This window comes from Ruania rhizosphaerae (assembly GCF_009805705.1).
GTDB classification, from domain to species: Bacteria; Actinomycetota; Actinomycetes; order Actinomycetales; family Beutenbergiaceae; genus Ruania; species Ruania rhizosphaerae.
The window spans coordinates 60,908-87,451 of the sequence record NZ_VSMB01000004.1; the positions used below are offsets into that span (position 1 = coordinate 60,908).

Sequence of the window (26,544 nt, forward strand, 5' to 3'; positions counted from 1 at the left end):
CGTGCCCGATCACGAACTGATGTCGGCCGTGGTGAACCGGCTCCAGGCGATGGTCCCGGCGAGCAGTACCCACGCCGCCTGGACCAGCAGTCCGGGTGCGAGTGCCGCCGGGTCGACCTCGAGGCGGAGGAACTCGGCGAAGTCGATCCAATAGTGGGTGAGCAGGCCGGGGTGGATCGCTGAGAGCTGCGGCAGACTGTCCAGCACCGCGGAGACGACCGCGACGGTCACCGTCCCGGCCATGGCGGCGACCGGGGTCTCGGTGAGGGTGGACAGCAGCACACCGACCATGACGAGGCCGCTCATCGACATGGCCACGTAGGCGGCCACGCCGAGCACCCGGAACAGACCCGCACCAGCGGTGATGGTGTCCCCGGAGAGCAGCACGAGATCGGAGATCCCGAACAACACCCAGCCGGTGATCAACCCGACGATCGCGATCGTTAGCACCGCGGCCGCGGCGAAGCACAGCGCCACGATCGCCTTGACGAGCAGGAGCCGGGTGCGCGGCACCGGCACGGTGATGAGGGACCGGAGCGTTCCGGTCGCAGCCTCCCCGGCGATCGCGTCACCGGAGACGATGCCGATGGTCAGGGGCAACAGGAACGGCAGGCAGGTGAACAGCGCCGCCACCACGAGGAAGAGCCCGTTGCCGGCGACCCGTCCGATGAACCCCGGGCCCTGGGATCCGACGACGGTGTCCTGGGTGATGAAGATGACCACCCCGAGCAGGATCGGCACGGCCGCCAGGCCGAGCAGCAGCACCACGTTGCGGCGCCGCCCGAACACCAGGCGAAGCTCGCTGCCGAGAAGGTGACGCACTCCACCCCCGGTGCGGGGCGCCGTCGTGGGGGTGGCGGTCTCAGCGGGCGACATCGAAACCCTCCCCGGTCAACCGGACGAAAACGTCCTCCAGTGTGGGAGCGCGCTCGGCCAGCCCCAGCACCGGGATGCCGGCGGTCACCAGGGCGCGCGTGACGTCCGCGGGGCTGATCTCGCCCAGGAGCGCCTGCAACTCGGTGCCGTCGGTGACCACCTCGGTCAGCCCAAGGGTGGTGAGCACCTGCGCGGCGCCGGCCGCGTGCTCGGCATCCGTGCGCACCCACAGCTGCCGGTCTGACTGGGACGTGAGGCTGGTGCGCTCGCCCTGCAGCACCAGGCGGCCGGTACTCATGATGCCGACATGTGTGCACACGTTCTCTATCTCGGCGAGTAGGTGCGAGGAGACCAGCACGGTGGTGCCCGCCTCGGCGAGCTCACCGACGAGCCGGCGCACCTCCCGGGTGCCCTGGGGGTCGAGACCGTTGGTGGGCTCGTCCAGCACGAGTAGTTCCCGCGGGCGCAGCAGTGCGGCGGCCAGGCCGAGTCGTTGCTTCATCCCCAGGGAGTACTGCCGGTACTTCTTGTGCGCGGCGGCGCCGAGCCCTACGCGCTCCAGCGCCTCGTCGATCCGGCCCTTGCGGTCCGGCGGAGCCGTGGCATCGCACGCATCCAACCGCACGAGGTTCGCCCGCCCGCTCAGCCACGGATGGAAGGCTGGTCCTTCGATGAGGGCACCCACCCGGGGAAGCACGTCCGTTCCGGCGGCCGGCATCGGCCGGCCCAGCAGCCACGCCTGACCGCTGCTCGGACCGATCAGCCCGAGCAGCATCCGGATCGTGGTGGTCTTGCCGGACCCGTTCGGTCCGAGGAAACCGTAGACAGCTCCGCGCGGCACCTGCAGGTCGATACCGTTGACGGCCACCTGCCCGGAGCGGAAGCGCTTGGTCAGTGCCTTCGTGCGGACGGCGAGCTCGGCGCCTGCCTGATCGGCGATCTCCTCAGGCGCAGGTGTGGCACGCGGCGAGCCCGCCGCACCACCCGGGGTGGGTGAGGCGGCGGGTGAGGCAGCCGTGCGGGTGTCGGTCACGCCATCTCTTGCAGTGTCTCGACCGGCACGGACCCGATGAGTAGGCGGCCGTCGTCGGTGATCAACACGCTCAACAAGGTGGTGCTGAGCACCCGGCCCTCCGGCACCTCGGTGGTCAGCTGCTCGTACAGGGCGGCTGCGTCCAGGCTGGGTGGGCCGTGGTTGCCCTCGGAGTCGGACATGAACTCCTCCATCAACTCCTGGCCGCTGTCGGACCCGGGCATCGGGTGGGAGGCGGCGGCGTCGGCGAGGGCTTCCGGGTCTCCGGCGAGCAGGCCTTGGAGGTCAACGTCATCGATGATGATCACCGACTCCCAGCCCTCGCCGATGGTCTCGGGTGGGGTGTGCTCGGCGGACGCTTCGCCGGATGCTTCCTCGGAGGGCAGTGACACCGTCTCCTCGACGACCTCGGCACCGGCCGGGGCGCTGAAGGAGAGCACCGCATCGTCCGGGGTGGCGAAGGTGATGTCGGTGTACCCGACCTCGAGCGCAGGGGTCTCGGCCGTGTCGGAGGTGCTCCAGACCTGCACCTGCAACGGCGTGAAGGTCTCCCCGTCGACGGCGATCCGCACCTGCTCGACGAGCGTTCCGTCGGTCTCGGGCGTGATCTGCAACTGGTAGGCATCCCGTCCAGCGACCGTGGCCTGCTCCAGCACGGTGACGGAGGAGAACTCCTCGACATGCTCGAGTGCCTGCTGGGCTGCCTCTTCCGGGGTGGGCAGCTCCGGTGCTCCTGGCGGGGTCTGGCCCTCCTGTGCGTCCTCGTAGCGGGCCTGGGCGGCGGCATCCAGGGTGTAGTGGGTGACGACGTCGTCGGTGCTGGAGTAGGTCCAGGCTTGCGGACCGTCGTGCACCACGGAGTACTCCGAGGCGGACCCCAGCAGGGAGACCCTGGAACGCTCGGCCCCGTCGGTCCACACGCGCAGCGTCGAGCTGCCGCCCAGCAGCCCGATCGGGTCGGCACCAGTGATCTCGGTGAGCCCGCCGGTCGGCAGGCCCAGGCGCGCGGTGTGCACGACAGTGCCGGAGTGGGCGGCAGGTTCGGCCTCGGCGATGCTGGTGAGTAGCTCGACCGGGGTGGCCTCCGGGAGTGCGGGCTCATCCGCCGCAGCAAGCAGCGGTGGGCCGGCGAGCGCGCCGGCCACGACGACCGCGGCCACTGCCGGGACGGCCCAACGGGCTCGGTGGGAAAGGGTGCGAGTGGTGCTCATGCCTCCAGTGTGCGCGCCGTTGCCTGAGACCGCGCTGAGAACCTCCCGTGGGCCCGGTCGAGGCGGGCGGCGATACTGGTCAGGTGCGAGTGCTGCTGGTGGACGACGAGCGCGGGTTCGTGAGTGCCCTGCGCCGCGGCCTGGTCGCGGAGGGGTTCGCCGTGGATGTGGCCTACGACGGCGAGACCGGCCTGCAGGTGGCGCTGGACAGCGAGCACGACGTGATCGTGCTGGACATCATGCTGCCGCGACGCAACGGCTACGACGTGGTGACGGCGCTGCGCGAGGCGCAGGTGTGGACGCCTGTGCTGATGCTCTCGGCCAAGGACGGCGAGTACGACGTGGCCGACGGGCTCGACGTGGGCGCCGACGACTACCTCACGAAACCGTTCGCGTTCGTGGTGCTACTGGCTCGGATCAGAGCACTGCTACGCAGGCCGGCGCAGAGCCGCCCGCCCACCCTCGCCGTCGGGAATCTGGTCCTGGACCCGGCCGCCCGGGCGGTGACGCACGCCGGCGCACCGGTGGAGCTGACCACCCGGGAACTGGCGCTGCTGGAGTACCTGATGCGGCACGCCGACCGGCCGGTGGGCAAGGTGGAGCTGCGCGATCACGTGTGGGACGGCGCCGGGGAGGACGTCAACGTGGTCGAGCAGTACGTCGGCTACCTGCGACGCAAGCTCGGGCGGGAGGCAATCGCCACCGTGCGCGGTGCGGGATACCGGGTGCTGGGCGAATGAATCCCGACGGCGGAGGGTCGGCTGGTCCGGACGGCTCGCCACGCCGGTGGTCCGGCAGGCCGTTGCGGCTGCGGCTGACCCTGCTGACCGCGGGGTTGTTGTGTGTGACCCTCGCGCTGGGGGCGCTCGCCCTGACGACGGTGCTCTCCCGCGGCCGGGTCGCGACACTGGATGAGATCACCACGGCGCGGGCGGACACGATCGCTGCACTGGCGCGAGACGATCGGATCGCGGCGACCCTTCCGGTGGCGCAGCCCGGGGAGATTGCACAGCTGTTGGATGCCGACGGACGGGTGCTGGCGTCCTCGCCGAACGCGAGTCGGACGCTGCCGGTGGTTCCTGTGGGAGAGCTGGATCGGCTGCTGGTGTCCGCGGGGGAGGCTGCTACGACGACGACGGCCACGGCCTATGACGCGGAGGTGCGGCTGGCGGCGATGGAGACGCAGTACCGCGGTGAGCCGGCCACCGTGGTGGTCACGATGCCACTGGCCGAGGTCCGGGACTTGCTGAGAGCGCTGGCGATCTCACTGGTGGCGATCGTGCCGGTGCTGACCCTGCTGCTCGCGTGGACCATCTGGCTGGTACTGGGCCGGGCACTGCGCCCGGTGGAGGAGTTGCGCCGCGGGGCGGAGCGGGTGGCGCGTACGGGTGGGCCGGGAACGTTGCCGGTGCCACGCGCAGGCGATGAGCTCGGGGCACTGGCGCGGACCCTGAACGAGATGCTGGACGCACTGGACGTGGCCGCTGCCCGGCAACGCACCTTCGTGGCTGACGCGGCTCACGAGCTGCACTCGCCGCTGGCGTCGTTGCGCACCAGTCTGGACGTGGCGGCCGCACACCCGGACAGCTACTCCCAGGAGGAGCTGGTGTCCGATCTCGGGCATGAAGTGGGGCGGATGCAGGCGCTCGTGGAGGATCTACTCCTGCTCTCCCGGCTCGGGTCCGCTCCCCCGCGCCAGGACGAGTTGGACCTGCGGGAGCTGGTGAGCGGCGCCGTCCGTGACGCGCGCCCGGGTGCACAGATCGCCGTCGAGGGGGCCGGATGCGGCCAAGGCGACGCGCTGGCCCTCACCCGTGTGCTGCGCAACCTGCTCGACAACGCAGTGCGGCACGCCGACTCGGCTGTGCGGGTGCGGGTGAGCGACGGCGAAGTCAGCGTGGACGATGACGGGCGCGGGATTCCGGAGGCCGATCGGGAGCGCGTGTTCGAACGGTTCGTTCGGCTGGACGAGGCGCGCGAGCGGGAGGCCGGAGGCGCCGGGCTGGGCCTGGCGATCGCGCGGGAGGTGGCACGCGCCCAGGGCGGGGACGTGGCGATCACCGGTTCCGAACTGGGCGGGGCGCGGGTGGTGCTCACCATCCCGGCATGACCGTATCGACACGGCTCCGTCAGTCTGCGGCAACATACAGCGCCAGTCCGCGTACGCGTGTCGGCACGGTCGACCCCCTTGCGGAGTGTGTCATGCCAGTGATACGCATTGTGCTATCGCAGTGACACACTTGGGGGGATTCGATGAAGTATCTGCTGTTCATGGTGGGCTGGCCGGTCCTGGCAGGGCTGGTGCTGGCCGTCCTCACAGTGGCGATACGGCGCGGTCGCCTGCGGACACCTGTTCCGGGAACTGTACGAGGCTGGGCGATCGCCGGGCTGACGGCAGGAGTGCTGCTGGCCCTGATCGACCAGATCGGCGGCGTGTTCACCTTCGTCTGGGGCACCCCGGACCTGACACGACTGCTGATCGCCCTGGAGTTCGTCGGACCGCTCATCGCTGCCGGCGTGGCAGTGGCGATGCTAGCCCTCCCACCACCACGGCGCCGACGGGTCGGTTCGGCCGCGCTCACGCGCCGGGGCCTGGCGACATTCGTCGACCGTCGCTGGCTGATCCTGCCGGCACTCACGCTGGTGCTCGTGCTGGCCCTGACAGTCACCGGCGGCACCTTGGCCGGCCCGGATGGGATGTACATGACCGACGCCGGCATCATGCAGTTCGGCACCGGGATCTATGGATGGCACCTGTCGATCCCCTCGTTGATCACGATCGCCGCGCTGCTCATCCTCACGCTGCTCACCCTCCTGTGGATCTCGCGTCCATCGCTGCAGGATGACGAATCAGGTGACGTCACAACCCGGCGCTGGCGATCCCGCCAGATCCTGCGTGCCGCGAGCGCGGGTCTCTTGATGCATCTGGCGAGTGTGCTGCACTCCTTCGCTGCTACGGCATCCACGCGAGCTAGCGCCGCCACGTCAGAGGGCCCAGTGTTCGTGCAGGGCTCGTTCTCCGCTCTCGAGACCCCGCTGCGGGTCGCGGGGTTCACGGTCGATGCCGTCGGATGGTGGATCATGTTCCTGGCCCTTGCCGTCGCCGTGTGCTCCCGGACCCGCGCCGCGGTGCGATCCCAGGCAGCCGTGAACCGATGACGCTGCGCATCAGCCTGAGCGGCCAGGACTCCCCCGCCGATCAGATCCGCGAGCAGATTCACGGACTCGTCTCCTCCGGCCGGCTCGCGGCCGGCGAACGACTACCGTCGGTGCGCCAGCTCGCCCATGATCTGGGCGTCGCCGCCGGTACGGTCGCCAAGGCCTACCGGAAGCTCGAGACCGAGGGGGTACTCGTCAGCCGCATCGGGTCGGGGACAACAGTCAGCAGCGCGGCCACACCGATCCCGCGTGAGGTGATCACCCATGCACGCGCGCTGGCAGAAGCTGGGCGAGCGGCCTCGCTGGGGCCCGACGACGTCATGCGGGTCCTGCGAGCGGTATGGCCGGAGGATCATTGACCGTATCGACACGGCTCCGTCAGTCTGCGGCAACATGCGGCGCAAGGTCCGTCACTCGTGTCGGCACGGTCAGCGAGCAGCCGGCGCTTCCCGGGCGAAACCCGCACGGTCGCGCGTAGGTTGGACGCGGCAGGACGGCCCGACACTCAAGGAGAGCGAAGATGCGCGGCAAGGTGGCGTTGGTGACCGGCGCTGGTTCAGGGATCGGAGCGGCCTCGGCGCACCTGCTCGCCGAGCGTGGGGCTGCGGTGACGCTCGTCGGCAGGACCGAATCCGAGTTGGAGACGGTCGCAGAGTCGATTCGCGAGCGCGGCGGCGAAGCAATCGTCGCTGTCGCTGACGTCACCGACAGCGATGCTGTCGCGGCGGCCGTGCAGGCCACACTCGACGCGCACGGCGGCCTGGACGTGGTGGTTGCCAACGCCGGCGTCAACGGTACGTGGGCGGGGATCGAGGAGCTCACGGTCGAGGAGTTCCGCTCGACGCTGGACATCAACCTCGTCGGCACCTTCATCACCATCAAGCACGCCGTACCGCATCTGCGCCGAGGTGGATCGGTGGTGGTGACCTCGTCCGTGAACGGCAGCCGCATCTTCTCCAACAGCGGGGCCTCGGCCTACTCCAGCTCCAAGGCCGGCCAGATCGCCCTGGCGAAGATGCTGGCGGTCGAGCTCGGTCCGCGAGGAATCCGCGTGAACGTCATCTGCCCAGGGGCGATCGACACCGCGATCGGGGACAACACAGACGTGCGGAACCAGAGGGTGAAGATCCCGGTCGAGTTCCCTGCCGGCCCGATTCCGCTGACCGGCAATACACCAGGAAACTCCGATCAGGTCGCCGAACTGGTGACCTTCCTCGCTAGTGACGCCTCCTCGCACATCAGCGGAACCGAGGTGTGGATCGACGGAGCGGAGTCACTGCTGCAGGGGTGACGGGAGTCCTCGCGTCTTGAGCCCGCTGCCGCGCGGAGTGGAGCGCGGGACGAACTGGGGACGTGCTCCAGTCACCTGCAGCGCTACGATCCTCGTCATGGACTTCACACTGAAGGGGTATGCCTCGTAGGCGCCCTTCCCGGTTGCGCAGGGACTCGCAGTTGCTTGCTCGGCGGACCACGCCGCCCCAGCAACGCAACATCGGTGGCCCGCTCCTGTCGGGTTCGGCTCGCGCCGCCGTTCTCCGCTACGAACGCCGGTCCGGCCTGCTGCGGGGCTCGCTGCTCCGCGCACTGCAGGTCTGGTCCCATTCCCCAGCGGTGACCGAACCACCCGTGACGAGTTGCGGGATCTGGGAGTGCTGCCTGTTCATCAGGCCCGTACCGGAGACGCGCGACATGATCGAGGATCTGATTCGCCGGACCTCATCTCGGGCCGGCAGGGAGTTGCGCAAGCACGTGCGCGACGCCGATATCCGGATGGTCGGCCCTGTCAGCGGCTTCTGGTGGCGCAATCAACGCTTCTGGCGACTGCAGGAGGATGTGTGACGCTTGCGCTGCAAGACCGATTCCGGCGTCATCACATGGCGGTAGCGGTAGGAGCCGTCCCTCGCTGGCGCTCGCTCCTCCCAAATCCCACAGGCCAGATATGTGATGAAGCCCCGCCCGAAACGCGTGGGCGGGGCTTCATCACATGGCGGTAGCGGTGGGATTTGAACCCACGGTGGCTATGAACCACACAGCATTTCGAGTGCTGCACCTTCGGCCGCTCGGACACGCTACCTCGGCGAGCCAGAGTACCCGGACACCGCCGGTACACCCAAACCGAGACGGGTCGTAGGCTCGGGGAGTGACCACCGCCACCACTTCACAGGCCGAGGTCGACCGGCTCGTCGACCTGCTCCGTGGCCGGACCTTCACCGTGCTGACCGGCGCTGGAGTCTCCACCGACTCCGGTATCCCGGACTACCGCGGCCCGGACTCGCCTCCTCGGAACCCCATGACCTACCAGCAGTTCGTGGGAGACGAGGGTTTCCGCCGTCATTACTGGGCTCGAAACCACGTCGGTTGGCGGCACATGCGCCGCACCGACCCCAACGACGGACACCGCGCGCTGGCGCGGATGGAGCAGCGTGGTCTCGTCACCGGCGTGATCACGCAGAACGTGGACCTGCTGCACCAGGCCGCCGGCTCCGAACGCGTCATCGACCTGCACGGCCACTACAACGAGGTCATCTGCCTGCAGTGCGGCACGGTGATCTCCCGCACGCAGATGCACGAGCGGCTCGAAGCCCTGAACCCGGACTTCAGCCGTGAGGTCGGTGACGTGGAGATCGCACCCGACGCGGACGCCGTCATCGAGTCCACCACGGGCTTCCGCGTCCCTGCCTGCACCGTCTGCGGCGGGATGCTCAAGCCATACATCGTCTACTTCGGGGAGAACGTGCCGAAGGAGCGGGTCGCGCGAGCATTCGCGATGGTCGATTCCGGTGAGGCGCTGCTGGTAGCGGGCTCGTCCCTGGCCGTGATGTCCGGTCTGCGTTTCGTCCGCCACGCCCATAAGAACGGGATGCCGGTGGCGATCGTCAACCGCGGCACCACTCGCGGCGACGAGTTGGCCACCCTCCACCTGCACACCGGAACCTCCGAGACCCTCCAGGCGCTCGACGCCGCCCTCTGACGCTTCCTCGAGCGTGGGCCGATCACTCAGCGACGCTGGTCGAAGAACTCCCGCAGGATCGTCACGGCCTCCTGACCGCGCACGCCCCCGGTCACCCGCACCTGGTGGTTGAGCCGGGAGTCCCGGACGACGTCCCGTGTGGACCCGCACGCGCCCGCCTTCTCGTCCCACGCCCCGAGCACCAGCTGCGGCACCCGCGCCAACACGATCGCGCCGGCACACATCGTGCACGGCTCCAACGTCACCACCAGCGTGCAGCCGGTCAAGCGCCACCCGCCCAGATGCTGGCCCGCTTCTCGCAGGGCGAGGATCTCCGCATGAGCCGTCGGATCGCCGTCGGCCTCCCGGCGGTTACGGCCCACCCCGATCACGTCCCCCGTCGGGGAGAGCACGACGGCGCCCACCGGCACATCTCCCACGTCACCTGCCGCACGGGCTTCCTCGAGCGCCCGGTCCATCGCGTCCATGATGAGCATGCGCTCCGGGCTATCCGGTCTGGGTATGGGCGAAGACATGGTCACCAGTGTGCACGCTCCAGCGCCGACACAACTTCCGGGCCTGGACCCAGTGTGCGACTTCGGTCGACGCCGGGAACCCAGGTCGGCAATTGGAACCTGGGTCGGCGACGGACGTCGGCACCCGGAACCTGTGCTCGCGACCAACGCGACCGCGTAGATTGGCACCCATGCGCCTGCACGTCGCCGACCACCCGCTCATCGCCCACAAGCTGACCGTCCTGCGGGACGTGCGGACCCCCTCCCCCATCTTCCGCCAGCTCACCGAGGAACTCGTGACGCTGCTGGCCTACGAGGCCACCCGCGATATCCGCACCGAATCGGTGGAGATCGACACCCCCGTGGCCCACACGACGGGCACCGCGCTCGCCGAACCACGCCCAATCGTGGTGCCGATCCTGCGCGCCGGGCTCGGAATGCTCGAGGGGATGACGCGCCTGCTCCCCACTGCGGAGGTCGGGTTCCTGGGGCTGCAACGTAACGAGGAGACCCTGGAGGCGATCACCTACGCCAACCGACTTCCGGACGACCTCACCGGCCGCCAGTGCTTCGTGATCGACCCGATGCTCGCGACCGGTGGCACGCTCGTGTCGAGCATCGAGTACCTGTTCGAGCGCGGCGCCCGTGACGTGATCTGCGTGACCCTACTCGCCGCCCCAGAGGGCCTGCGCACTGTCCAGGACGCCATCGGAGACCGGGCGGACGTGACCATCGTGACGGCCGCCGTCGACGATCACCTCAACGAGAAGGGGTACATCATCCCCGGACTCGGTGACGCAGGCGACCGGCTCTACGGGGTTGTCGACTGACACCCGACACCCCCACCACAATCACACGTCGAATTGGTGGCTGTGGCGGCGGTGCCAGCAGCCAATTCGACGTGTGATTTCAGACGGGTGGAATCGCACGTCAATCTGGTCGTTGAGTCTGCCCGACTCAACCGCCAGATCGACGTTCGATTTCAGAGGGTGCGCAGCGCCTGGGTGAGATCGGCTTGTAAGTCCGTGACGTCCTCCAGCCCGACCGAGAGCCGCACCGTCGAGTCAGTGATCCCGACGGCGTAGCGCTTCTCCCGCGCAATCTTCGAGTGGGTCGTGGTGGCCGGGTGGGTGATGAGCGACTTCGCATCACCGAGATTGTTGGAGATGTCCACCAGCTGCAGGGAGTCGAGGAAGGCGAAGGTCCGCTCCTTGATCTGTTCCGGGGAGCCGTCGACGTCCAAGTCGATCGTCACCACCGTGCCACCGCCGGTCATCTGGGCTCGCGCCAGCTCAGCCTGCGGGTGGGAGTCCAGGAACGGGTACCGCACCCCTCGCACTCCTGGCTGCGACTCCAGCCAGGTTGCCAGCTCCAGTGCTGCGGCGGTTTGCGCCCGCACTCGCACCGCCAGCGTCTCCAGGCCCTTGAGCAGCACCCAGGCGTTGAACGGGCTCAGGCTCGGACCGGTGTTGCGGATCATCTGCTTGACCGGACCCTCGATGTAGTCCCGGCTGCCGAGGATCGCCCCGCCGAGCACCCGGCCCTGGCCGTCGATGTGCTTGGTGGCCGAGTACACCACCACATCCACACCCAGCTCGTGCGGCTTCTGCAGGATGGGCGTGGCGAAGACGTTGTCGAGAATGACCGTCGCCCCGGCCCGATGCGCCAACTCGCAGACAGCGCGCACATCCACGATGTCCTGCATCGGGTTCGAGGGCGTCTCGAAGAGCACCACGTCGGCCGGGGTGGCGAGCGCCTCCTCCCATTCGGAGATCCGGTGGGCGTTGACGTAGTCGACCTGCACCCCCCACTTGCCGAGGATGTCGTCCAGCACCACGAAGGTGGAGCCGAACAGCGCGTTCCCAGCCACGATCCGGCTACCCGAGGCGACCAGGGCCGCCAAGGAGGTGAACACCGCAGACATACCGGTCGCCGTCGAGAAGCACGCCTCGGACCCCTCCAGCAACCGCAGCCGCTCCTCGAAGGCCGAGACTGTGGGATTGCCGTAGCGGGAGTAGATGAACCGGTCGGCCTCACCCTTGAAGGCTGCCTCGGCGTCGGCAGCACGATCGTAGGTGTAGCCCTGGGTGAGGAACAGCGGTTCGGAGGTCTCGCGGAACTCGGTGCGCTGCTGCCCGCCACGCACGGCGAGCGTGGCCGGGCCGAGGCCGTCGGGCAGGGTGGACTGGGGGCGCGGATCACTCACTGGTCGACGAACCCGTTCAGCTCTGCGTCCAGGGCAGGCCGTCCGCGCGCCACCCGACCTGACCACGGTGGCCCTCGGTGTCCGTCGGACCCTCGAACCCGTCACTGACGTTGTACGCGGGCCCATACCCGGCCGCCGTCGCCGCCTCCGCGGCCGCGATCGAACGCTGCCCGCTGCGGCAGATGAACACCAGCGGCTTGCCGTCGCCGGCCTCGTACCCGGCCTGGCGCAATTGGTCGAGGAAGGCGGGGTTGCGCGACCCGTTCGGGAAGGTGTTCCACTCGATCAGCAGCGTCGGGCGGTCGATCTCGTCCGTCCGGGGAACCCCGACGAAGGACCACTCGGCCTGCGTGCGCACGTCCACCAGCGCGGCGTCGGCGTGCTCGGCGAGGAAGGCCCACGCGTCCTTCGGGTTCAGGTCACCTGCATAACTCATAGGGGCCGCACCTCCGCGGTCGGGCTTTCGGGGTCAGAGGGCCACAGCACCGCCTGGGCCGCGATCACACGGGAGCCGTCGAAGGTCACCGACGGCGACCCGTACAGCAGGTACCCCTCGGCAAGTGCCGCACTGACCCGCTCGCAGAAGGCGGCGTCATCGGGGCCGGTGAGCAATCGGTAGCGGTGACCGGGTGGGCCTGCGGTGGCCGGGTGGGACAGTTGCTCGGACATGCACTCCTCCATCGGTTCTGGCGGTAGCACCTTCGTGGGCGAGGTTGCTGCAGCGTCGTCGAGCCAGATCTCTCAGCTGCTCTGGATGGTCTCGTGCATCGTAAGACCGCAGAGCCTGAGCTGTCATGTCCCTGGCGGTGCCTGCCCACGCCTCGGACATCGCGGCTAGGCTGGTGGCGGGTGCAACACGAGCGGTTCGCGGGACATGATCGTGGTGAACCCGGAAAGTGGGGGCAGATGCGCAACCCGAAGCGTCTCGGAATCGGACTGGCGATCGTGACCATCGCCGGTCTGGCCGCCTGCGGCACCACGGAGCCGTCCGCGCCCGGCGCACCACCGGTCGATGACAGCATCATCGCCTGCGCAGACGTCACCACGCTGCGCGCACCCGATGAGACCTACCGGGACGAGCCGGTGTACGTGGGCAACGATCAGCCCGTGGAGGACGTGCAGACCTGGGCGCAGCAGCAGCCCGGGTACGCGGGGGTCTGGATCGACCGGGAGCACAACGGCTGGGTGGCCGTGGCATTCACGCAGGACGTCGCCGAGCGCCGCGCGGAGGTCGAGACCGAGTTCCCCGGCGAGGGGATCGCCGTGGTCGAGGCGCTGCACACCCAGGATGAGCTGGCCGAGCTCGCCGCGCGGGTGCAGGAAGAGACCCCCGAAGGTGTGGTTGCGGGGATCGGCACGGCCCCCGACCGTGGCGTGGTCACGGTGGACCTGACGGTGCTCTCCGAGGAGAACCTGCAGGCCATGGAACAGTTCGCCGGGGAGCCCATCTGCGTCTCTGGACCTGAGGAGCAGGACGTCGTCGAACCCGGGGAGCAGCCCACAGCCGGCGAGCAGTGGCGTCTGCTCGGGGAGGACCTGACCGGCGAGACTTACCGTACCGGGGTGGCCACGACGGCCGACCAGTACGCGGACTTGTGGGAACGCGCCGGGGTCGCGGGAGCACCCCCGGAGGTCGATCTGGAGACCGAGATCGTCGTGTGGTTCGGTGCCGTGTACGGCTCCAGCTGCCCGGTCCGGCTCGACGATGTCGTGGTCACCGGCCGGGTGGTGCACGCGGACATCGTGATCCCGGGTGCGCCAGGGGCGTGCACGGGAGATGCGAACCCGCACGCCTATGTGGTGGCGGTCGAGCGCGAGGCGCTCCCGGAGGGCCCGTTCCACGTGCAGCTCGGCGCCGACGATCCGCCCGCCGGGGCCCCGGAGGAACGCACCGTGGTGGCTGTGGACCTGTCCGAGCCGGGCAGCACGGCAACCGACCGTGAGATCGGCCTCGACCCCGACCTGGTGGACGCTTCGTCCGATCCGCAGCCGGTCACCAGTGGCGCGGTGATCGAGCCCGGAATCCCGTGGTCCTACCGGCTCACGGTGGACGACGCCTGCGGCATCTGGCGGCTCGGACGCCTCAACGACGTTACCTGGATCACCGAGGAAACCACTCTCCCGACGGCGTGGGAACCGCTGGTCGAGGAGGGTGCGCTCGTGGTGGAGGTGCTGCTCGCCGAGGGAACCGACGACGGCGGTCCGACGCTGACGGCAAGCGCCGAGGACGTCTCGGTACAGTACCGGCCGGAACGCTCCGCGGACCCAGCCACCTGCTGAGCCGCTGTCAGGACCTGCCTCTCAGAAGCCCTCGATCAGGCCCTGACTCAACGCACGGGCGACGGCGTCGGTGCGGCTGTGCGCCCCGAGTTTGGCCATGACGCGCGTCAGGTGCACGCTGACGGTCTTCTCGCTGATGTAGAGCTGGGCGCCGATCGCCTTGTTGGTCAGACCCTGGGCAACGAGCTCCAGCACTGACCGCTCCCGCGGCGTGAGCAGGTCGGTGGAGGCGAGCCGCACGCCCGGCACAGAGAGCCGGTGCCTCCGCGCGAGGGATTCCAGCTCCGCCTTCAGCGGCGCGGCGCCGAGTTCCTGTGCCACCTGCAACGCCTGCAGAAGCTCCGAGCACGCCCGCTCCCGCGCCCCCTCGCCGTCCTCGACCTCCTCCGTTGGTGCAGTGCGCTGCTCGGCGAGTAGCGCCTCGGCGTAGCGCCATCGGACGACCGCCTGCTGGTACACATCGCCATAGTCGAAGGCAGCGATGACGCGTGCCCACGCTCCCGGATCAGCACACCCGTGCACGCGCGCCAGCTCGGCCTCCGCTCGCGCCAGCCACGCCTTCCCTTCCGGTCCCAGCGTCGCCCCACGCGGTGCACCCTCCCGCTCGGCCCGGGCGACCACGGCTGCGAATCTCTCGCCGGCGGCCACCGCATCCTGGACGGCATCGTCGTGATGGTGAGAGCGTGACTGGGCAGCCGCGTCCGCTGCCGCCGCGATCCCGAGAGCACCGATCCGCAGCAGATGCAGCGGCGGGCCGTGATGACCCGTGGCTGCGGACACCGCGTGTTCAGCCAGGCTGCGCTCGACCAGACTCTCCAGCTCGGCGACCACCTCATGGGGACGGTGACGCCAGAGGCCGAGTTCCGCCGTCGCATAGGCCGCGATCTTGAGCACCTCCTCATCGGAGATTCCGCAGGTGCGCGCCCGTGCGAGCCGAGCGTCAGCTTCCTCCCACCGCCCCCGGCCGGCGGCCAAGAGCGCAGCCGAGCAGCCGATGACCGCCGAGAGCCAATCGGGTGCCTGCTCGCCCGGCGGCGAGGCGAGCTCTTCCGCCTCATCCCACGCGCCGGCCGCATAGAACACCTGGATGGCGAGCCACACCAACTCCCGGCCGTAGGTCGCCCAGACCAGTCCCTCCTGCCTGGCCCGGCCGAGCCCGCGACGGGCGTGCTCCACGGCGAGCGCCAGGTTCCCGCGCTCGAACTCACCGACGGTGAGGTTGAAATGGGCACGCAGTTCCACCTCGTAGGCGCGCACCTGAGCGGCGCGGGCGCGTGCTTGGTCCAGGACCGCCATCGCCTCCTCCTCCTGCCCCTCGTGCAGCAGCAGGTAGGACAGGGAGATCAGGGCGTCAGCTTCGGCGTCCCCGGCACCCGCCTGCCGGGCATCACTGACCGCCTCGGCCACCCAGGAACGATGCTGGGCGGACGGCCCGCCGAACGCGAGGGTCGAGAGCACCCACGCCCGTTCTCCACTGGGTGGCTGGTCCCGCACCAACTCCCACGCTTCGTCGATGATCCGCCGCCCCTCAGCCCAGTCGTCCTCGGCATAGCGCACCTTCGCCAGCCGACGGCGCACCCCGGCGCGGGCGATCGGGTCACCACCGGCGTCGGCCAGCCGGAGAGCGGACCTCAGGAATGCCGTACAGCGTTCGGTGCGCCCGGCGGCGACGGCGGCATCCGCGGCCCGGATCATCAGCGTGAGCTCGTCGGTTCCCGTGACCTTGACCGCGTCGGGCACCGCGTCCCACAGCGCCAGCGCCTGCTCCAAGTGGGCGAGGACGTCGGCAGTGGCGGCGACATCCTCGGCCTCCTGTGCGGCACCGATGTGCGACGTGAGGGCGGTGGGCAGGTCGCCGGACTGGGTGGCGTGATGCGCCTGTGCCCCCCGCCAGCCGGGATAGCGTCGTTCCTGCAGCAGGCGCACGAAGGCCGCGTGCGTCCGGGTCCGTTCCCCGGGGAGCAGGTCGGCGTAGACGGCCTCCCGCAGCAGCGCGTGCCGGAACTCGACCGTGTCGTCCTCGCCGAGCACCAGCACGTAGCGGGCCAGGCATTCGCGCAGCGCCAGTTCGAGCCTGTCCTCGTCGAACTCGGTGACCGCCAGCAGTGTGGCGCGCCGCACCCGGCGCTGCCCCGCCACCGAGGCGACCCGCACGAGGCGCTGCGCGTCGGGCTCGAGCTGCTCGATCCGGCCCAGGAGCACATCGGCGAGCGGTCCGGCCAACCTGCTCCCAGGTGCAGCGAGCAACTCCTCCACGAAGAAGGCGTTGCCTCCGGATCGGGCCGCGATCTGCTCCACCTCGACGTCTCGGGGTACGAGCTCGTCCCTGGCCGCCACGGCCCGGGCGAACTCGCGTGCGTCGGCCTCGGTGAAGGGCTCCAGATCAAGCCGTTCCACCCGCCGCATCCGCGCGATCTCGAGGAGCATCGGGCGCAGCGGATGGCGGCGGTGCATCTCGTCGGAGCGGTAGGTCAGCACCACCGCGAGCGCCTCCCCGGAGACGCGGGCGAGCAGGAAGGTCAGCAGATCACGGGTGGAGGCGTCAGCCCAGTGCAGATCCTCGATCACCAGCAGGACCGGCGCCCGTTCGGCCAGAGCGGTCAGAGCCGAGAAGAAGGAGTCGAAGACCTGGAGCTGCTCTGATGTCCGCCCGGTGCCACCGCGCGCCACCAGGGTCGCCAGTGCCGGCGCGTCCGCCACCAGGGAGGCGTCGATGTCGCGCATCTGCTCGAGCACCTCGACCACCGGCAGGTACGGCGGGGCGGCATCACCGAGGCCGACGCAATGCCCGACGAGCACGACCCCGCCGCTGCGTTCGGCGATACCGGCGAGCTCGCCCACCAGCCGGGTCTTGCCGACACCGGCTTCCCCGGGCAGGAGCACGGCAGCCGCGGAACCGCCGACCGCCTCCCGCCACACGGCGTCCAGGCGGGCGAGCTCCGCGGTGCGCGCGACCAGCGCGATCTCAGACCCGACCCGTGCCACGGAGGTCATCGTGTCATGCACCGCGCTGTCAGGCTCGCCGCTCCAGGTCCTGGTGAGCGAGGCTGGGCTGAGCTCGTATTGTCCGGGCGGCGGCACGCTGAGCCATCAGCCGGCGGATGCTCAGCCGGCGGCGGGTGCGGGGCACGACGAGTTGGGTGAGCAGCCGCTCCCGACGGTCGGCCGTCTCGGCTCGGAACAGGTCGTCGTGGGCGTTCATGGTGTGCTCCTCGGTGCTCGGCATGAGCCTCACTCTGCTCCTGAGGTCTGACACCCGGGGATGGGGTGGTCACGTCCCGTCTGCGCCGGTCCCCCTTACCCCGGCCCCCATGACGGCGCAGGCTGGGTAAGGCCTGTGGTGGTCGCCACATCCTGGGGGTAAGGGGGCGCGCACCTCACCGTCTGAACCAGGATTGGCAGACTGACACATCGCCGGGCAGCGCCGGAGATGCGTCAGTCTGCACACGGTGTGTCAATCGACGCCGGGTCATCGTCGATGCCGCTGTCGTAGTCTCGAGGCGTGGCCCGGATCAGTTCCTTCCAGGACGTCCTCGACGACTCATTGCTCACCGCTCACGACCGACAGTCCGACCTCCAGGGCCGGTTGGAGGCCTGCGGGCCCGAGGCGGACCGCACCTGGGACGTGGATCTCAATGCCCGCATGGCCACGTTCACCGGCCCTGCGGGAACGTTCACCGCCACGGCGCACCTGCTCGGTAGCGCCGCACCGGGACCGGGATCCTGGCTGTGGTCGTGGGCCAATCCGCAGTACGCCGGTCCCCTGGTCGCACGCGCCGAACAGGTGCGGAGGTTCGGCGAGCAGTACGCGATCCCGCCGCTACGGGACGCCGAGGTTCCCCTGGACGGTGAACCACGCCAGGTGGCAAGGCACTTCTGTGCCGCTGCCGGCCTGATCTGCGGTGGGTTGACGCATTACACCCTTGACGCCGGCAGCGGCACCGTGGCGGCGCTGCTGCTCGAATCCCCCGAGCTGGCTCCCACCCCGCCGAGCGCGATCCGTGCCGCACGGGTGCTCGCGGAAGTGGCCCAGGCCGGGCAGGTTCGCAACTGGGACCGGGCGATCCGCAGCTACGCCCAATGGCGGGGTTTCACCCTGAGCGAGGCACCCGAGGGCCTCACGCTGGCTGCACCGGATGGGACCGCCACCTGCACACTCGACGAGTTGGGCCGCCTCGGTCAGGTGAAGGGCAACTTTCACCAGGCCTGACAGGACAGGGCCCGCGAGAGCAGCCACGCCGTCACCACGCGAACCGGAACTCACTCGCGGCGTGCCGAGCGTGCGCTCCGCGAGCGCCACTCGCCGTGGAACGGCACGATAGCGCTGCGGGATGCCGTTACCGTCGACCGGCCGATGCAGCGAGCAGTACGGGTACTGAGACACCCTGACCGCCACATGAGCGTCTGTGGCATCCTAGGTATCAGGTCATGAGCGCCAGCGAACAGCCCCGGCTAGCTGGCCGGCAACCCTCCAACCGCGGTGGGGTGCCCCGGGTGACGACCAGGCCGGCGTCGAGGTGGCGCCCGGCAAGCGCGGACCCCTCGGGGTCCGACGGACCTTCCGGAGGATCACATGTCACAGCACACCCTTCTCCCGCTCGTCGGCGCCGAGACCACGGTCCCGCTGACCGTTCCCCGTGACGGTGCCTCGTCGATCGGCTACGCGAACCTCGACTATGCCGCGAGCGCACCGGCGCTGGCAGCTGTGGCGGACGCCGTCGCGCGGGCGTTGCCGCTGTATGCGAGCGTGCATCGTGGGGCCGGGTACCTCTCGCAGGTCTCGACGGCCCTGTACGAACAGGCTCGCACCGCCGTCGGACGTTTCGTGGGGGCACGGCCCGATGACGTGGTGGTCATCACCCGCAATACCACCGATTCGCTGAACCTCCTCGGCGGGTGTGTACCCGGGCGGGTGCTGGTGCTCGACATCGAGCACCACGCGAACCTGCTGCCGTGGCAGCGTCGCGGCGCCGACGTGCTCGACGCGCGCGCCACCGTGGCCGAGACGGTGACGGCACTGCGGGAGGCTCTGACTGCTGGCGACTACGCCCTGGTGGCGATCACCGGGGCCTCGAACGTGACCGGTGAGTCGTTGCCGGTGGCCGAGGTGGTGGCAGCCGCGCACGAGGCCGGAACTCGCGTCGTCGTGGACGCCGCCCAGCTGGCCCCGCACCGGCTGTTCTCGCTGCAGGCCACCGGTGCCGACTACGTGGCCGTCTCGGGCCACAAGCTGTATGCGCCCTACGGCGCCGGTGCGTTGATCGGGCGCCGGGACTGGCTGGACGTGGGCACGCCGTACCTGGCCGGTGGTGGTGCGGTCTCGAACGTCGCGGTCGAGGAGACCGTGTGGGAACCCGCACCGCAACGGCACGAGGCCGGCAGCCCGAACGTGATCGGGGCGATCGCCCTCGGTGTGGCCTGCACCCAGCTGGAGGCGGTGGCCGCGCGCCTGGCTGAGCATGATTCGGCGCTGCGCGCACGGCTGGTCGACGGGCTGGAGGGGATCGAGGGCGTGCAGGTGCTGCGCCTGTGGCCGGACTCGGCCGAGCCGACCGCGGTGGTCTCGTTCAGCCTGCCCGGTCATGATGCCGGCCTGGTGGCTGCCTATCTCTCCGCCGAACATGGCATCGGAGTGCGCGACGGCCGGTTCTGTGCCCACCCGCTGCTCGCTGCACGGGGGCTGGAGGCCGGGCTCCGCGCCAGCATCGGGCTCGGCACCACCTCCGAGCACGTGGACCGGCTCATCGCCGGGATCGAGCAGTACCTGACCACCGGTGCCCGCGCCTCCTACGAGGTGGTGGGCGGCCGGTGGCAGCCGCAGGACGACCAGCGTGAACTGCCGGAGGCGATCGGGCTGCTGCAGGATCTGCATGCGGAGGCGGATGCGCCGTCGGTGCTCGCGACCGCGGCAGCCGGCGCAGGGTGCGGCCCGGCTCCCAGCACCGCACCGACGGTGGCGCAGGTCCTGGCCGGCACGCACTGAGCCCAGCCCCAGCAGCGGCCGGGTCGAACGTCACCCGTAGTCTCGGTGCATGACGACGGACGTTCTGGGACACCCCTGGCAGCAGGAGACGCTGCGGCTGCGGCCAGATGCGGCGGGCGAACCCGTCGCGACCCTGGTCAGCGCCACGGCACCCATCGACGTTGCTGATCCGGCCGCGGCAGCGACACCCTCACCGGCCGTGCTCTACGTGCACGGCTTCACCGACTATTTCTTCCAGACCGAACACGCCCAGGCGTGGCTGGACGCCGGGTACGACTTCTACGCTTTGGACCTGCGTGACTGCGGCCGGTCGATCCGCCCCGGCCGCACACCGAGTTTCGTGGCGGACCTGGGCACCTACGACGAGGAGATCGGTCTCGCACTCGCTCGGGTGCGTGCGGCCGGCGCGCAGCAGGTGGTGCTGCTCGGGCATTCCACCGGCGGGTTGATCACCTCCCTGTACGCCTCCGACCACCCCGGAGCCGTGGACGCCGTGGTGCTCAACAGCCCCTGGTTCGATCTCAACTCCTCCTGGATGAACCGGGTGATCGCCACCCGGGTCATCGACGTGCTCGGCGCCCGCTTCCCGATGCTGCAGGTGAGCACCCTGGGCGAGCCGTACGGGCGCAGCCTGCACACCTCCACCGGCGGCGATTGGGACTACGACCTGGCATGGAAGCCGATCGAGGATGTCCCGGTTCACGCCGGCTGGTTGCGGGCGGTACGGCGCGGGCACGCCCGGGTCGCGCACGGCCTGGACATCCAGGCGCCGGTCCTGGTGTGCACCTCGGGGCGCAGCGGGCACCCCGGCCACCCCTCTCCGGAGGATCTCGCCGGCGCCGACTGCGTGCTGAACGTGGCGCACATGTGGGCGCGCGCACCCAGGCTCGGAGCGGATGTAACCGTGCGCCGGTTCGAGGGCGGCCGGCACGATCTGGCGCTGTCCTCAGCCCGCGTCCGCCACGCCTATGCGCAGGACGTCATATCCTGGCTCGCCGCCCGGATGGACCGCTGACGGCGCAGGGTCACCCACTCGCTATCGTCACCCCATGAGCAACCCGCCGCAGGAGGAGACAGCCGTGGTCGCCCACGCCGGGGACCCGTTCTCGTTCCGGGCGCTCGCGGTGGAGCTGGTCGCCCTGCTGGTCACCACGGCGCGCCTGCTGCGCACACACTGGTTCGCCGTCCTGGTCCTGGCCCTGGTCGGCGTGACCGCGCACCTGTACCTGCAGGACCTGTCCATCCTGGCCGGACGGCTCGGTGCGGTCCCGGGACTCCTCACCCTGACGCTGGTGCCGTTCGCCACCTTGCTGACGACGGTCGCGATCCTCCTGGTGCTGCGCCGCCGGGCCCGTTCTCGCAGCATGGCGCGGGACCTCATCGCGGCACTCGGCAGCGTGCTCGTGCCATTCCTGGTGGTGTACGAGAGCGGCGGCGGACTCACCGAGGATCGCCGCGTGTACGCCCTGGCGGGCGTGTGGGATGACATCGGCCGGATGGACATCGACGACGTCGACGGGACGACCCGCCTGGCGGAAGCCACCTCGCCGCTCGTACTCGCCTTCGTGGCCATCGCCTTGGTGCTGCGACGTCTCGGCTCGCAGGTAGTCGAGCGCGATTCACTCTGGCCGGACCAGGACGCACCGGTCCGGATGGGACTGCGGGTCGTCGTCGGGTACTTCGAGCTCGTCTGGATCGTGCTCGGTGCCTCCGTGGTCACCTACGCGATGGGCGAAGCACGCGGCTGGTGGCACGCACGGGTGATCGCGCGGGCGTTCGCCGCCTGGTGGGACTCGGTGGCTCTCTCGCTACCCAGCCTGGGTGGCGCAGTTTCCTGGCTCGTGGCGGCCGGCGGGGTACTCCTCGCGGGGGCCATCACCGCCGTCGTGGTCCCGTTGGCGTGGCTGACGATCGGGCTGGTGATCTACGGCATCCGCACCTCCGAGCTGGTCAGCATGGCGGACGTCTCAGCACGAGCGCCGTTCGCGCAGCGGATCGCTTCCCGGGTGGAGGACCCGAGGGTGGCACGCGCATGGACGAGGATCAGTCAGCCGCAGGGGCGGTTCGGGATGCTCATCGGCGGCCTCGGCCTGATGATCCGCTCCGGGTGGGCACCCCTGGGGGCGTACTGCCTGCTGTACCTGCTGCTGACGTTCGTCCCCTACCTCGTGTGGGGCGTGTTCCGGGCGATCACGTCGTGGCTCGACGCCGTCGCATGGAACGCATGGTGGGCGCCGCTGACGGCCGCCTCCGACATCCTCGTCATGGCACTCACGGCCACACTGCTCGCGGCGACAGCCGACCGGCTGCTGGCGCGGCTCGGGGCACCCACGGCATTGCGCTTGCAAGAGCGCCCGGTCCGCTGAGCGGCGAGCTACTGCTCCACCTCGAGCCGGATGTACTCCGGGTAGCGGACCACTTCCTCAATCCGGACCGCTGCGGGTTCGGCATCCTCGGGCAGCAGCACCAGTAGGTGCTGAACCTCGGGGATCGGGTCCTCCCCCGGCTCCGGTGCGGATACAGTCAGTGACCACTCGTAGTCGTCGGAGCTGAGCGGAACGTTCTGGCCCGCCTCGAACAACCTGCCGTCGGCAGACTCCACGAGCGTGGTCACGAGGGAGTACTCATCCTGCGTCGTGGTCACCGCCAACGAGATACGCCACGGCTGGAACCCCTCGGGCGGAGACCAGACCGTGTCCCACTCGAGCACACGAGCGGCGGGTTCGAGCGCCACCAGCTCGACCTGGACGCCGTCGAGGGACTCCCCCGCACCGAGCGCCGCATGTGGACCGCTGGGCCACCATGACTCGCGCGCGTCCCGGGTCACCTGCCACCCGAGGGCAACGAGCGAGATCAGGGCGACGAGCGTCAGCACCAGGGTGCGGCGCCTCCCCCGCAGACCGGCTGTGCCGGCGGATGCGCCGGTCACCGTTCCCCCTCACCGAGCAGCTCGGGCTCGTCGAGGATCACGCGATCGGCCGAGATCTCCTCGAGCGAGATCGTCGTGACGCCGTAGCCCACGGGAACGTCCTCGGCCACCGTGCGTGGGTAGGCCCACACGTACAGCGTGAGGTCCCCGAGCGCATCGGCCGCCACCTCGAACGCGACCTCGCCCCGTGTCCAGGTGTCCGGAGCGACCCGCCAATCGGACACCGGTGAGCGGCTCGAGATCGAATAGGTGCGACCCTCGGAGTCCCGGAGCCCGAGATTGGGCGAGTAGGCCGGCTCGCGTGTGGTGGCGGCCGAGTAGTCGACGATCACCCATATCCCGCTGGTCTGCAGCGGCACGCCGTCATCGTCGAGGGTCTGAGCCGCGCGCACGTCGTGCACGTGCACCTGAAACTCGCCGATACGCACATCCTCCCCGAGCGCAAAACGCGTCGACACCGATCCGGACGGTTCGGTCCGGTCGGTCAGGGCGTTGACTCCGACCCCGGCGGCAAGGACAAGGAGGACGCCGAGCAACAGCGAGAGCCGCGGTCGCATCAGTCCTCCTCATCCACGAGCGTGGGCGGCACATCCGTGACGGGCACCTCGACCACGCCCAGCAGCGGCTCGACCTGCCACAAGATGCTGCCAGGGTCGAGCATGCTCTCCTGCGCCAGCACGGGATAGAGCTCGACCTCCACCGACTGGGCGGCGGGTGAGCCCGCAAGCGGCCACAGCATCGCGACCTCGTGCGGCACATCCGGGGAAAGCGTGACCAAGAACGACTCGTCGCTGACCACCACCGTGGTCCGGGGATGCTCCTGCAGCGGGTCCAGTCCCGGCACCCGGAGCAGGTCGCGGCTGAGGATCACCTCCTCATCCCCCCGGTTGACCACCTCGACCACCACGCCGAGCCATGCCGACGCCTCCTCGGGGAGCGCGTGGGTCTGGACCTCGGCGGAGAGGAACGTCGATCGCACCTCCACCTCCACCTGGCCCAGGTCGAGTCTCTGCCCGACGGCGTAGCGTTGCGCCTGCACGTCATCGGCCGTGGCGAAGCCGCCCACGGCTGCGATGGCCACCGGTGCCAGCAGCACACCTGCGACCACCCCTGCCCCGATCTGCCGCCACCGGCCGGCACCGATCCACACCCACGCGCGCCGGAGGGCGGTGCGCACGGACCGGCGGGAGCTCATGGCGCCACAGTAGCGACCGCCGTCGGCGGAACGTGCCATGGCACCGCCTACGATGGGTCCGACCCCCAACTCAGGAGACCAAGTGGCCACCAGGACGATCATCGACCTGACCGACGACCTCGACGGCACCGAGGCACAGCACACGGTGCGGTTCTCCCTCGAGGACGCCGTGTACGAGATCGACCTCAACGGCGCCAACCGTGACAAGCTCGTTCGTGCTCTGGCCCCGTTCGCGGCCGCGGCTCGCCGGGTGCGCGGGGGTGTCGCCGATACCGGATCCGTGCGCGATGAGACGCCCGTCGATACCCGGGCTGTCCGCGAATGGGCCCGGGCACGCGGCATCGAGGTGCCCGCGAAGAAGCGCGTCCCGACCACGGTGATCGAACAGTTCCGCGCCGCCGGGAACTGACCTTTCGCCCGCAGATGCCACGTCTGTGGTGGGATGTCTTTCGTGGACCTCATCACGATTGCTGCCTGGGTCGCCGTCATCCTGTTCGTCGGAGCCAGCTGGTTCGGGATCTCCCTGCTGTACCGCCGCGCCGGTGAGCGCGGTGAACGTAAGCGGGCCGAGCGTGCAGTGGTCAAGGAGTTCAAGAACGGCGCACACACCGTCACCTTCCAGTGGGGTCCAGATGCGATCTCTCAGGACCCCACCGGCTGGCTGCTGGTGGCCAGCGGGCATCATGCGGTGGCAGCGAGTCAGCCGCTGGACGTGTTCGGTTACCCGGGGCCGGGCGAGGGGGCCCGGATCCTCGCCGAGTCGTGGGACGTGCACTCCCGTACCGACCTGGTGGCGCAGATCCTCAGCCTGCTGACGTCCGGGCACCGCGCCTCCTTCGACGCCGAACGTGCGCACTGGCACTCTCTCGACCAGGCCGGGCAGCGCCAGCTCCGCAAGGATCTCGCCAGGGCGGCCATGACCTCGCCCACCGCCCGCGAGGAGTACCTGCGCTTCGAACGGATCCGCACCGATGCGCAGGGGGCGCGGTCGATCGACTTCCTCGCCTGGGACCTGGACCGGGTCATTCTGCTCGCTCGCGCCGGGGTCGGAGCCGGGTATCTCAGCGAACCCGAAGGGCGAGACTTGGCGCTCGCAGCCGCGGCCGGCCTGCGCTCGCGCTACCGGGGCTGGGATGAGCTGAACGCCTCCTTCACCCGCGGCCGCTGGTACTGGCGCAGCATGGACGGCGTGGAGGAGGCCTCCGCGGCCGAGCATGACCGCCAGTTCACCCGGGCGGCCGCCCCGATGTGGAATCTGGTGCCGTGGGAGGCAGCGCTGCCTGCTCCCACCTTCGTCGTCCTCGACGGTCTGCCACCGCAGCTGGTGGCCTTCCTCGCCGAGCAGCACCTGGATCAGCCGTGGCAGGCCGGACTCCGGTCGGCCGTCCAGGCACGCCTGACGTAGGGGTGACGTGGATCCTGAGGCGGTCATCCGCTGGCTGGACCTGACCGGGGTCCTGTTCAACGCGATCCTGGGTGGCGTCGTCGCCCGGGCGCACCGGCTTGATCCGATCGGATTCGCCGTACTGGCGATCCTCTCCGGCCTCGGGGGTGGACTCATCCGGGACACCCTGCTGCAGGCCGGTCCGCCGGTGGCGCTGACGGACAACGCCTACGTCCTGACAGCCCTCGCGGGTGCCGTGATCGCGTTCGCCGTGCGACTCGAAGGGCGCATCTGGGACCGGGCATTCCCACCGATCGACGCCCTTGCCCTGGGCCTGTGGGCCGCCGTGGGCGCTCAGAAGACGCTCGCGGTGGGCCTGGGGCCGCTGGCCGCCGTGATGCTCGGGGTGGTCACCGCCGTCGGCGGTGGGTTCGTGCGGGACGTGGTGATGCGCCAGGTCCCACGCATCTTGGGGCGTTCCACCCTCTATGCCACCTGCGCACTCGCCGCCGCCGTCCTGGCCACCGGTCTCACCCTGCTGGGCGCGAGCACGATCGGCAGCCTGGCCGGGGCCGCGCTCGGCGCCGTGCTGTGCCTGCTCGCACAGTGGCGCGGCTGGGTGCTCCCGGAGTCGGTCGGGTGGAAACCACCGCGTCCCAGCTTCCACCGCCTGCGCAAACTCGCGCGCCGGGCAGCCCGGCGACGGCAACAGTAGATAACAATCCGGACACATTGCTGCCGGCTATAGGTCGCTGACCTGCGGCGATGTCGATCGACGACCGAAGACGCGACGGCACGGGGTTGACGACCTCACATCGATCAC

28 protein-coding genes, 1 tRNA gene and 2 riboswitches are annotated in these 26,544 nt (G+C 69.9%); of the genes, 16 read left to right on the forward strand and 13 right to left on the reverse strand.

All coding sequences use genetic code 11. The features are described 5' to 3' along the window. Positions 1-9: 9 nt before the first annotated feature. The 3 genes from FV560_RS07735 to FV560_RS07745 form a co-directional block, all read right to left on the reverse strand. Positions 10-876, reverse strand: a complete 867-nt coding sequence (locus FV560_RS07735) for an ABC transporter permease (protein ID WP_159620953.1) — start codon at positions 874-876, stop codon at positions 10-12. Further along, entirely contained in the window at positions 863-1,816 is a 954-nt protein-coding gene (locus FV560_RS07740) for an ABC transporter ATP-binding protein (protein ID WP_159621143.1), read from the reverse strand. The genes FV560_RS07735 and FV560_RS07740 overlap by 14 nt, the downstream gene beginning before the upstream one ends. Before the next feature lie 89 nt (positions 1,817-1,905). Further along, a complete protein-coding gene (locus FV560_RS07745) occupies positions 1,906-3,120 on the reverse strand; it encodes a LolA family protein (RefSeq protein WP_159620954.1) in 1,215 nt (404 codons plus the stop codon). An 83-nt stretch (positions 3,121-3,203) separates the two neighbouring features. On the opposite strand from FV560_RS07745, the gene FV560_RS07750 reads away from it, so the two are divergent. From FV560_RS07750 to FV560_RS07775, 6 genes are all read left to right on the forward strand, one after another. Next, positions 3,204-3,860, forward strand: coding sequence for a response regulator transcription factor (locus FV560_RS07750; RefSeq protein WP_159620955.1), 657 nt, complete (start codon positions 3,204-3,206; stop codon positions 3,858-3,860). Continuing rightward, the gene (locus tag FV560_RS07755; protein ID WP_159620956.1) at positions 3,857-5,230 is read left to right on the forward strand and encodes a sensor histidine kinase; all 1,374 of its coding nucleotides are present in this window, start codon (positions 3,857-3,859) and stop codon (positions 5,228-5,230) included. Before FV560_RS07750 ends, FV560_RS07755 begins: the two co-directional genes overlap by 4 nt. Positions 5,231-5,373: 143 nt before the next feature. Next, the gene (locus FV560_RS07760) at positions 5,374-6,279 is read left to right on the forward strand and encodes a hypothetical protein (RefSeq protein ID WP_159620957.1); all 906 of its coding nucleotides are present in this window, start codon (positions 5,374-5,376) and stop codon (positions 6,277-6,279) included. Continuing rightward, positions 6,276-6,638, forward strand: coding sequence for a GntR family transcriptional regulator (locus FV560_RS07765; protein ID WP_159620958.1), 363 nt, complete (start codon positions 6,276-6,278; stop codon positions 6,636-6,638). Before FV560_RS07760 ends, FV560_RS07765 begins: the two co-directional genes overlap by 4 nt. A gap of 161 nt (positions 6,639-6,799) precedes the next feature. Further along, on the forward strand, positions 6,800-7,570 hold the full coding sequence (locus FV560_RS07770) for an SDR family oxidoreductase (protein ID WP_159620959.1): 771 nt from the start codon (positions 6,800-6,802) through the stop codon (positions 7,568-7,570). A 119-nt stretch (positions 7,571-7,689) separates the two neighbouring features. After that, complete coding sequence (locus FV560_RS07775; RefSeq protein WP_159620960.1) at positions 7,690-8,118, forward strand: hypothetical protein; 429 nt, start codon at positions 7,690-7,692, stop codon at positions 8,116-8,118. A gap of 146 nt (positions 8,119-8,264) precedes the next feature. On the opposite strand, the gene FV560_RS07780 is transcribed toward FV560_RS07775, so the two are convergent. Continuing rightward, positions 8,265-8,353: transfer RNA gene (locus FV560_RS07780), tRNA-Ser, on the reverse strand. Between the two features lie 66 nt (positions 8,354-8,419). On the opposite strand from FV560_RS07780, the gene FV560_RS07785 reads away from it, so the two are divergent. Then, a complete protein-coding gene (locus tag FV560_RS07785) occupies positions 8,420-9,250 on the forward strand; it encodes an NAD-dependent protein deacetylase (RefSeq protein WP_159620961.1) in 831 nt (276 codons plus the stop codon). 26 nt (positions 9,251-9,276) lie between these two features. Here the strand turns inward: FV560_RS07785 and tadA are convergent, their stop codons facing one another. Then, positions 9,277-9,765 carry a tRNA adenosine(34) deaminase TadA gene (gene tadA / locus FV560_RS07790; RefSeq protein WP_420853358.1) on the reverse strand — a complete coding sequence of 163 codons (489 nt, stop codon included), beginning with the start codon at positions 9,763-9,765 and terminating at the stop codon, positions 9,277-9,279. 170 nt (positions 9,766-9,935) lie between these two features. Here tadA and upp point away from each other — a divergent pair, with 170 nt between their 5' ends. Beyond that, positions 9,936-10,574, forward strand: a complete 639-nt coding sequence (gene upp, locus FV560_RS07795) for a uracil phosphoribosyltransferase (RefSeq protein ID WP_159620962.1) — start codon at positions 9,936-9,938, stop codon at positions 10,572-10,574. 152 nt (positions 10,575-10,726) lie between these two features. Here the strand turns inward: upp and FV560_RS07800 are convergent, their stop codons facing one another. From FV560_RS07800 to FV560_RS07810, 3 genes are read right to left on the reverse strand one after another with little or no spacing between them, the layout of a single operon-like run. Continuing rightward, on the reverse strand, positions 10,727-11,950 hold the full coding sequence (locus FV560_RS07800) for an O-succinylhomoserine sulfhydrylase (RefSeq protein ID WP_235019997.1): 1,224 nt from the start codon (positions 11,948-11,950) through the stop codon (positions 10,727-10,729). A gap of 16 nt (positions 11,951-11,966) precedes the next feature. Further along, entirely contained in the window at positions 11,967-12,386 is a 420-nt protein-coding gene (locus FV560_RS07805) for a rhodanese-like domain-containing protein (protein ID WP_159620964.1), read from the reverse strand. Further along, positions 12,383-12,619, reverse strand: a complete 237-nt coding sequence (locus FV560_RS07810) for a DUF1737 domain-containing protein (RefSeq protein WP_159620965.1) — start codon at positions 12,617-12,619, stop codon at positions 12,383-12,385. The genes FV560_RS07805 and FV560_RS07810 overlap by 4 nt, the downstream gene beginning before the upstream one ends. 5 nt (positions 12,620-12,624) lie before the next feature. Beyond that, positions 12,625-12,711, reverse strand: a riboswitch (SAM riboswitch). Between the two features lie 145 nt (positions 12,712-12,856). Between FV560_RS07810 and FV560_RS07815 the strand changes: the two genes are divergently transcribed. Continuing rightward, entirely contained in the window at positions 12,857-14,230 is a 1,374-nt protein-coding gene (locus tag FV560_RS07815; RefSeq protein ID WP_159620966.1) for a hypothetical protein, read from the forward strand. 21 nt (positions 14,231-14,251) lie between these two features. On the opposite strand, the gene FV560_RS07820 is transcribed toward FV560_RS07815, so the two are convergent. Further along, on the reverse strand, positions 14,252-17,224 hold the full coding sequence (locus FV560_RS07820; RefSeq protein WP_159620967.1) for a helix-turn-helix transcriptional regulator: 2,973 nt from the start codon (positions 17,222-17,224) through the stop codon (positions 14,252-14,254). 19 nt (positions 17,225-17,243) lie between these two features. Then, positions 17,244-17,456: a hypothetical protein gene (locus FV560_RS07825; protein WP_159620968.1), complete on the reverse strand. Its 213-nt coding sequence runs from the start codon at positions 17,454-17,456 to the stop codon at positions 17,244-17,246. 276 nt (positions 17,457-17,732) lie between these two features. Between FV560_RS07825 and FV560_RS07830 the strand changes: the two genes are divergently transcribed. The 4 genes from FV560_RS07830 to FV560_RS07845 all read left to right on the forward strand — a co-directional run bounded on the left by FV560_RS07830 (position 17,733) and on the right by FV560_RS07845 (position 22,579). Further along, a complete protein-coding gene (locus tag FV560_RS07830) occupies positions 17,733-18,440 on the forward strand; it encodes a DUF6882 domain-containing protein (RefSeq protein ID WP_159620969.1) in 708 nt (235 codons plus the stop codon). Positions 18,441-18,654: 214 nt separating this feature from the next. After that, positions 18,655-18,770: riboswitch (SAM riboswitch) on the forward strand. A gap of 33 nt (positions 18,771-18,803) precedes the next feature. Next, a complete protein-coding gene (locus FV560_RS07835; RefSeq protein ID WP_159620970.1) occupies positions 18,804-20,213 on the forward strand; it encodes an aminotransferase class V-fold PLP-dependent enzyme in 1,410 nt (469 codons plus the stop codon). A 49-nt stretch (positions 20,214-20,262) separates the two neighbouring features. Next, positions 20,263-21,228 (forward strand): alpha/beta hydrolase, encoded by a 966-nt coding sequence (locus FV560_RS07840; RefSeq protein WP_159620971.1) that lies wholly within the window; start codon positions 20,263-20,265, stop codon positions 21,226-21,228. A 34-nt stretch (positions 21,229-21,262) separates the two neighbouring features. Next, entirely contained in the window at positions 21,263-22,579 is a 1,317-nt protein-coding gene (locus tag FV560_RS07845; RefSeq protein ID WP_159620972.1) for a hypothetical protein, read from the forward strand. Positions 22,580-22,587: 8 nt separating this feature from the next. Here FV560_RS07845 and FV560_RS07850 read toward each other — a convergent pair whose 3' ends face one another. The 3 genes from FV560_RS07850 to FV560_RS07860 are packed head-to-tail and all read right to left on the reverse strand — an operon-like array spanning position 22,588 to position 24,337. Then, positions 22,588-23,142, reverse strand: coding sequence for a hypothetical protein (locus tag FV560_RS07850; protein WP_159620973.1), 555 nt, complete (start codon positions 23,140-23,142; stop codon positions 22,588-22,590). Then, positions 23,139-23,699 (reverse strand): DUF4352 domain-containing protein, encoded by a 561-nt coding sequence (locus FV560_RS07855; protein ID WP_159620974.1) that lies wholly within the window; start codon positions 23,697-23,699, stop codon positions 23,139-23,141. Before FV560_RS07855 ends, FV560_RS07850 begins: the two co-directional genes overlap by 4 nt. Continuing rightward, positions 23,699-24,337, reverse strand: coding sequence for a hypothetical protein (locus FV560_RS07860; RefSeq protein ID WP_159620975.1), 639 nt, complete (start codon positions 24,335-24,337; stop codon positions 23,699-23,701). The genes FV560_RS07855 and FV560_RS07860 overlap by 1 nt, the downstream gene beginning before the upstream one ends. A gap of 82 nt (positions 24,338-24,419) precedes the next feature. Between FV560_RS07860 and FV560_RS07865 the strand changes: the two genes are divergently transcribed. Genes FV560_RS07865 through FV560_RS07875 form a run of 3 tightly spaced genes read left to right on the forward strand, consistent with a single transcriptional unit; the run spans position 24,420 to position 26,436 of the window. Further along, on the forward strand, positions 24,420-24,746 hold the full coding sequence (locus FV560_RS07865) for a histone-like nucleoid-structuring protein Lsr2 (RefSeq protein WP_159620976.1): 327 nt from the start codon (positions 24,420-24,422) through the stop codon (positions 24,744-24,746). Between the two features lie 33 nt (positions 24,747-24,779). After that, positions 24,780-25,742 carry a DUF1266 domain-containing protein gene (locus FV560_RS07870; RefSeq protein WP_159620977.1) on the forward strand — a complete coding sequence of 321 codons (963 nt, stop codon included), beginning with the start codon at positions 24,780-24,782 and terminating at the stop codon, positions 25,740-25,742. A gap of 7 nt (positions 25,743-25,749) precedes the next feature. Next, positions 25,750-26,436, forward strand: a complete 687-nt coding sequence (locus FV560_RS07875; protein ID WP_159620978.1) for a trimeric intracellular cation channel family protein — start codon at positions 25,750-25,752, stop codon at positions 26,434-26,436. The last annotated feature ends 108 nt before the right edge of the window (positions 26,437-26,544 follow it).

What these genes read in the sequence shown, in the direction of transcription:
- FV560_RS07825 (WP_159620968.1), bottom strand. Translation starts at nt 17,456, where the DNA reads ATGCCGAGCACCGAGGAGCACACCATGAACGCCCACGACGACCTGTTC.
- FV560_RS07735 (WP_159620953.1), bottom strand. Translation starts at nt 876, where the DNA reads ATGTCGCCCGCTGAGACCGCCACCCCCACGACGGCGCCCCGCACCGGG.
- FV560_RS07810 (WP_159620965.1), bottom strand. Translation starts at nt 12,619, where the DNA reads ATGTCCGAGCAACTGTCCCACCCGGCCACCGCAGGCCCACCCGGTCAC.
- upp (WP_159620962.1), top strand. Translation starts at nt 9,936, where the DNA reads ATGCGCCTGCACGTCGCCGACCACCCGCTCATCGCCCACAAGCTGACC.
- FV560_RS07765 (WP_159620958.1), top strand. Translation starts at nt 6,276, where the DNA reads ATGACGCTGCGCATCAGCCTGAGCGGCCAGGACTCCCCCGCCGATCAG.
- FV560_RS07775 (WP_159620960.1), top strand. Translation starts at nt 7,690, where the DNA reads ATGCCTCGTAGGCGCCCTTCCCGGTTGCGCAGGGACTCGCAGTTGCTT.
- tadA (WP_420853358.1), bottom strand. Translation starts at nt 9,765, where the DNA reads ATGTCTTCGCCCATACCCAGACCGGATAGCCCGGAGCGCATGCTCATC.
- FV560_RS07835 (WP_159620970.1), top strand. Translation starts at nt 18,804, where the DNA reads ATGTCACAGCACACCCTTCTCCCGCTCGTCGGCGCCGAGACCACGGTC.
- FV560_RS07860 (WP_159620975.1), bottom strand. Translation starts at nt 24,337, where the DNA reads ATGAGCTCCCGCCGGTCCGTGCGCACCGCCCTCCGGCGCGCGTGGGTG.
- FV560_RS07815 (WP_159620966.1), top strand. Translation starts at nt 12,857, where the DNA reads ATGCGCAACCCGAAGCGTCTCGGAATCGGACTGGCGATCGTGACCATC.
- FV560_RS07855 (WP_159620974.1), bottom strand. Translation starts at nt 23,699, where the DNA reads ATGCGACCGCGGCTCTCGCTGTTGCTCGGCGTCCTCCTTGTCCTTGCC.
- FV560_RS07820 (WP_159620967.1), bottom strand. Translation starts at nt 17,224, where the DNA reads ATGACCTCCGTGGCACGGGTCGGGTCTGAGATCGCGCTGGTCGCGCGC.
- FV560_RS07770 (WP_159620959.1), top strand. Translation starts at nt 6,800, where the DNA reads ATGCGCGGCAAGGTGGCGTTGGTGACCGGCGCTGGTTCAGGGATCGGA.
- FV560_RS07805 (WP_159620964.1), bottom strand. Translation starts at nt 12,386, where the DNA reads ATGAGTTATGCAGGTGACCTGAACCCGAAGGACGCGTGGGCCTTCCTC.
- FV560_RS07840 (WP_159620971.1), top strand. Translation starts at nt 20,263, where the DNA reads ATGACGACGGACGTTCTGGGACACCCCTGGCAGCAGGAGACGCTGCGG.
- FV560_RS07760 (WP_159620957.1), top strand. Translation starts at nt 5,374, where the DNA reads ATGAAGTATCTGCTGTTCATGGTGGGCTGGCCGGTCCTGGCAGGGCTG.
- FV560_RS07745 (WP_159620954.1), bottom strand. Translation starts at nt 3,120, where the DNA reads ATGAGCACCACTCGCACCCTTTCCCACCGAGCCCGTTGGGCCGTCCCG.
- FV560_RS07870 (WP_159620977.1), top strand. Translation starts at nt 24,780, where the DNA reads ATGTCTTTCGTGGACCTCATCACGATTGCTGCCTGGGTCGCCGTCATC.
- FV560_RS07845 (WP_159620972.1), top strand. Translation starts at nt 21,263, where the DNA reads ATGAGCAACCCGCCGCAGGAGGAGACAGCCGTGGTCGCCCACGCCGGG.
- FV560_RS07755 (WP_159620956.1), top strand. Translation starts at nt 3,857, where the DNA reads ATGAATCCCGACGGCGGAGGGTCGGCTGGTCCGGACGGCTCGCCACGC.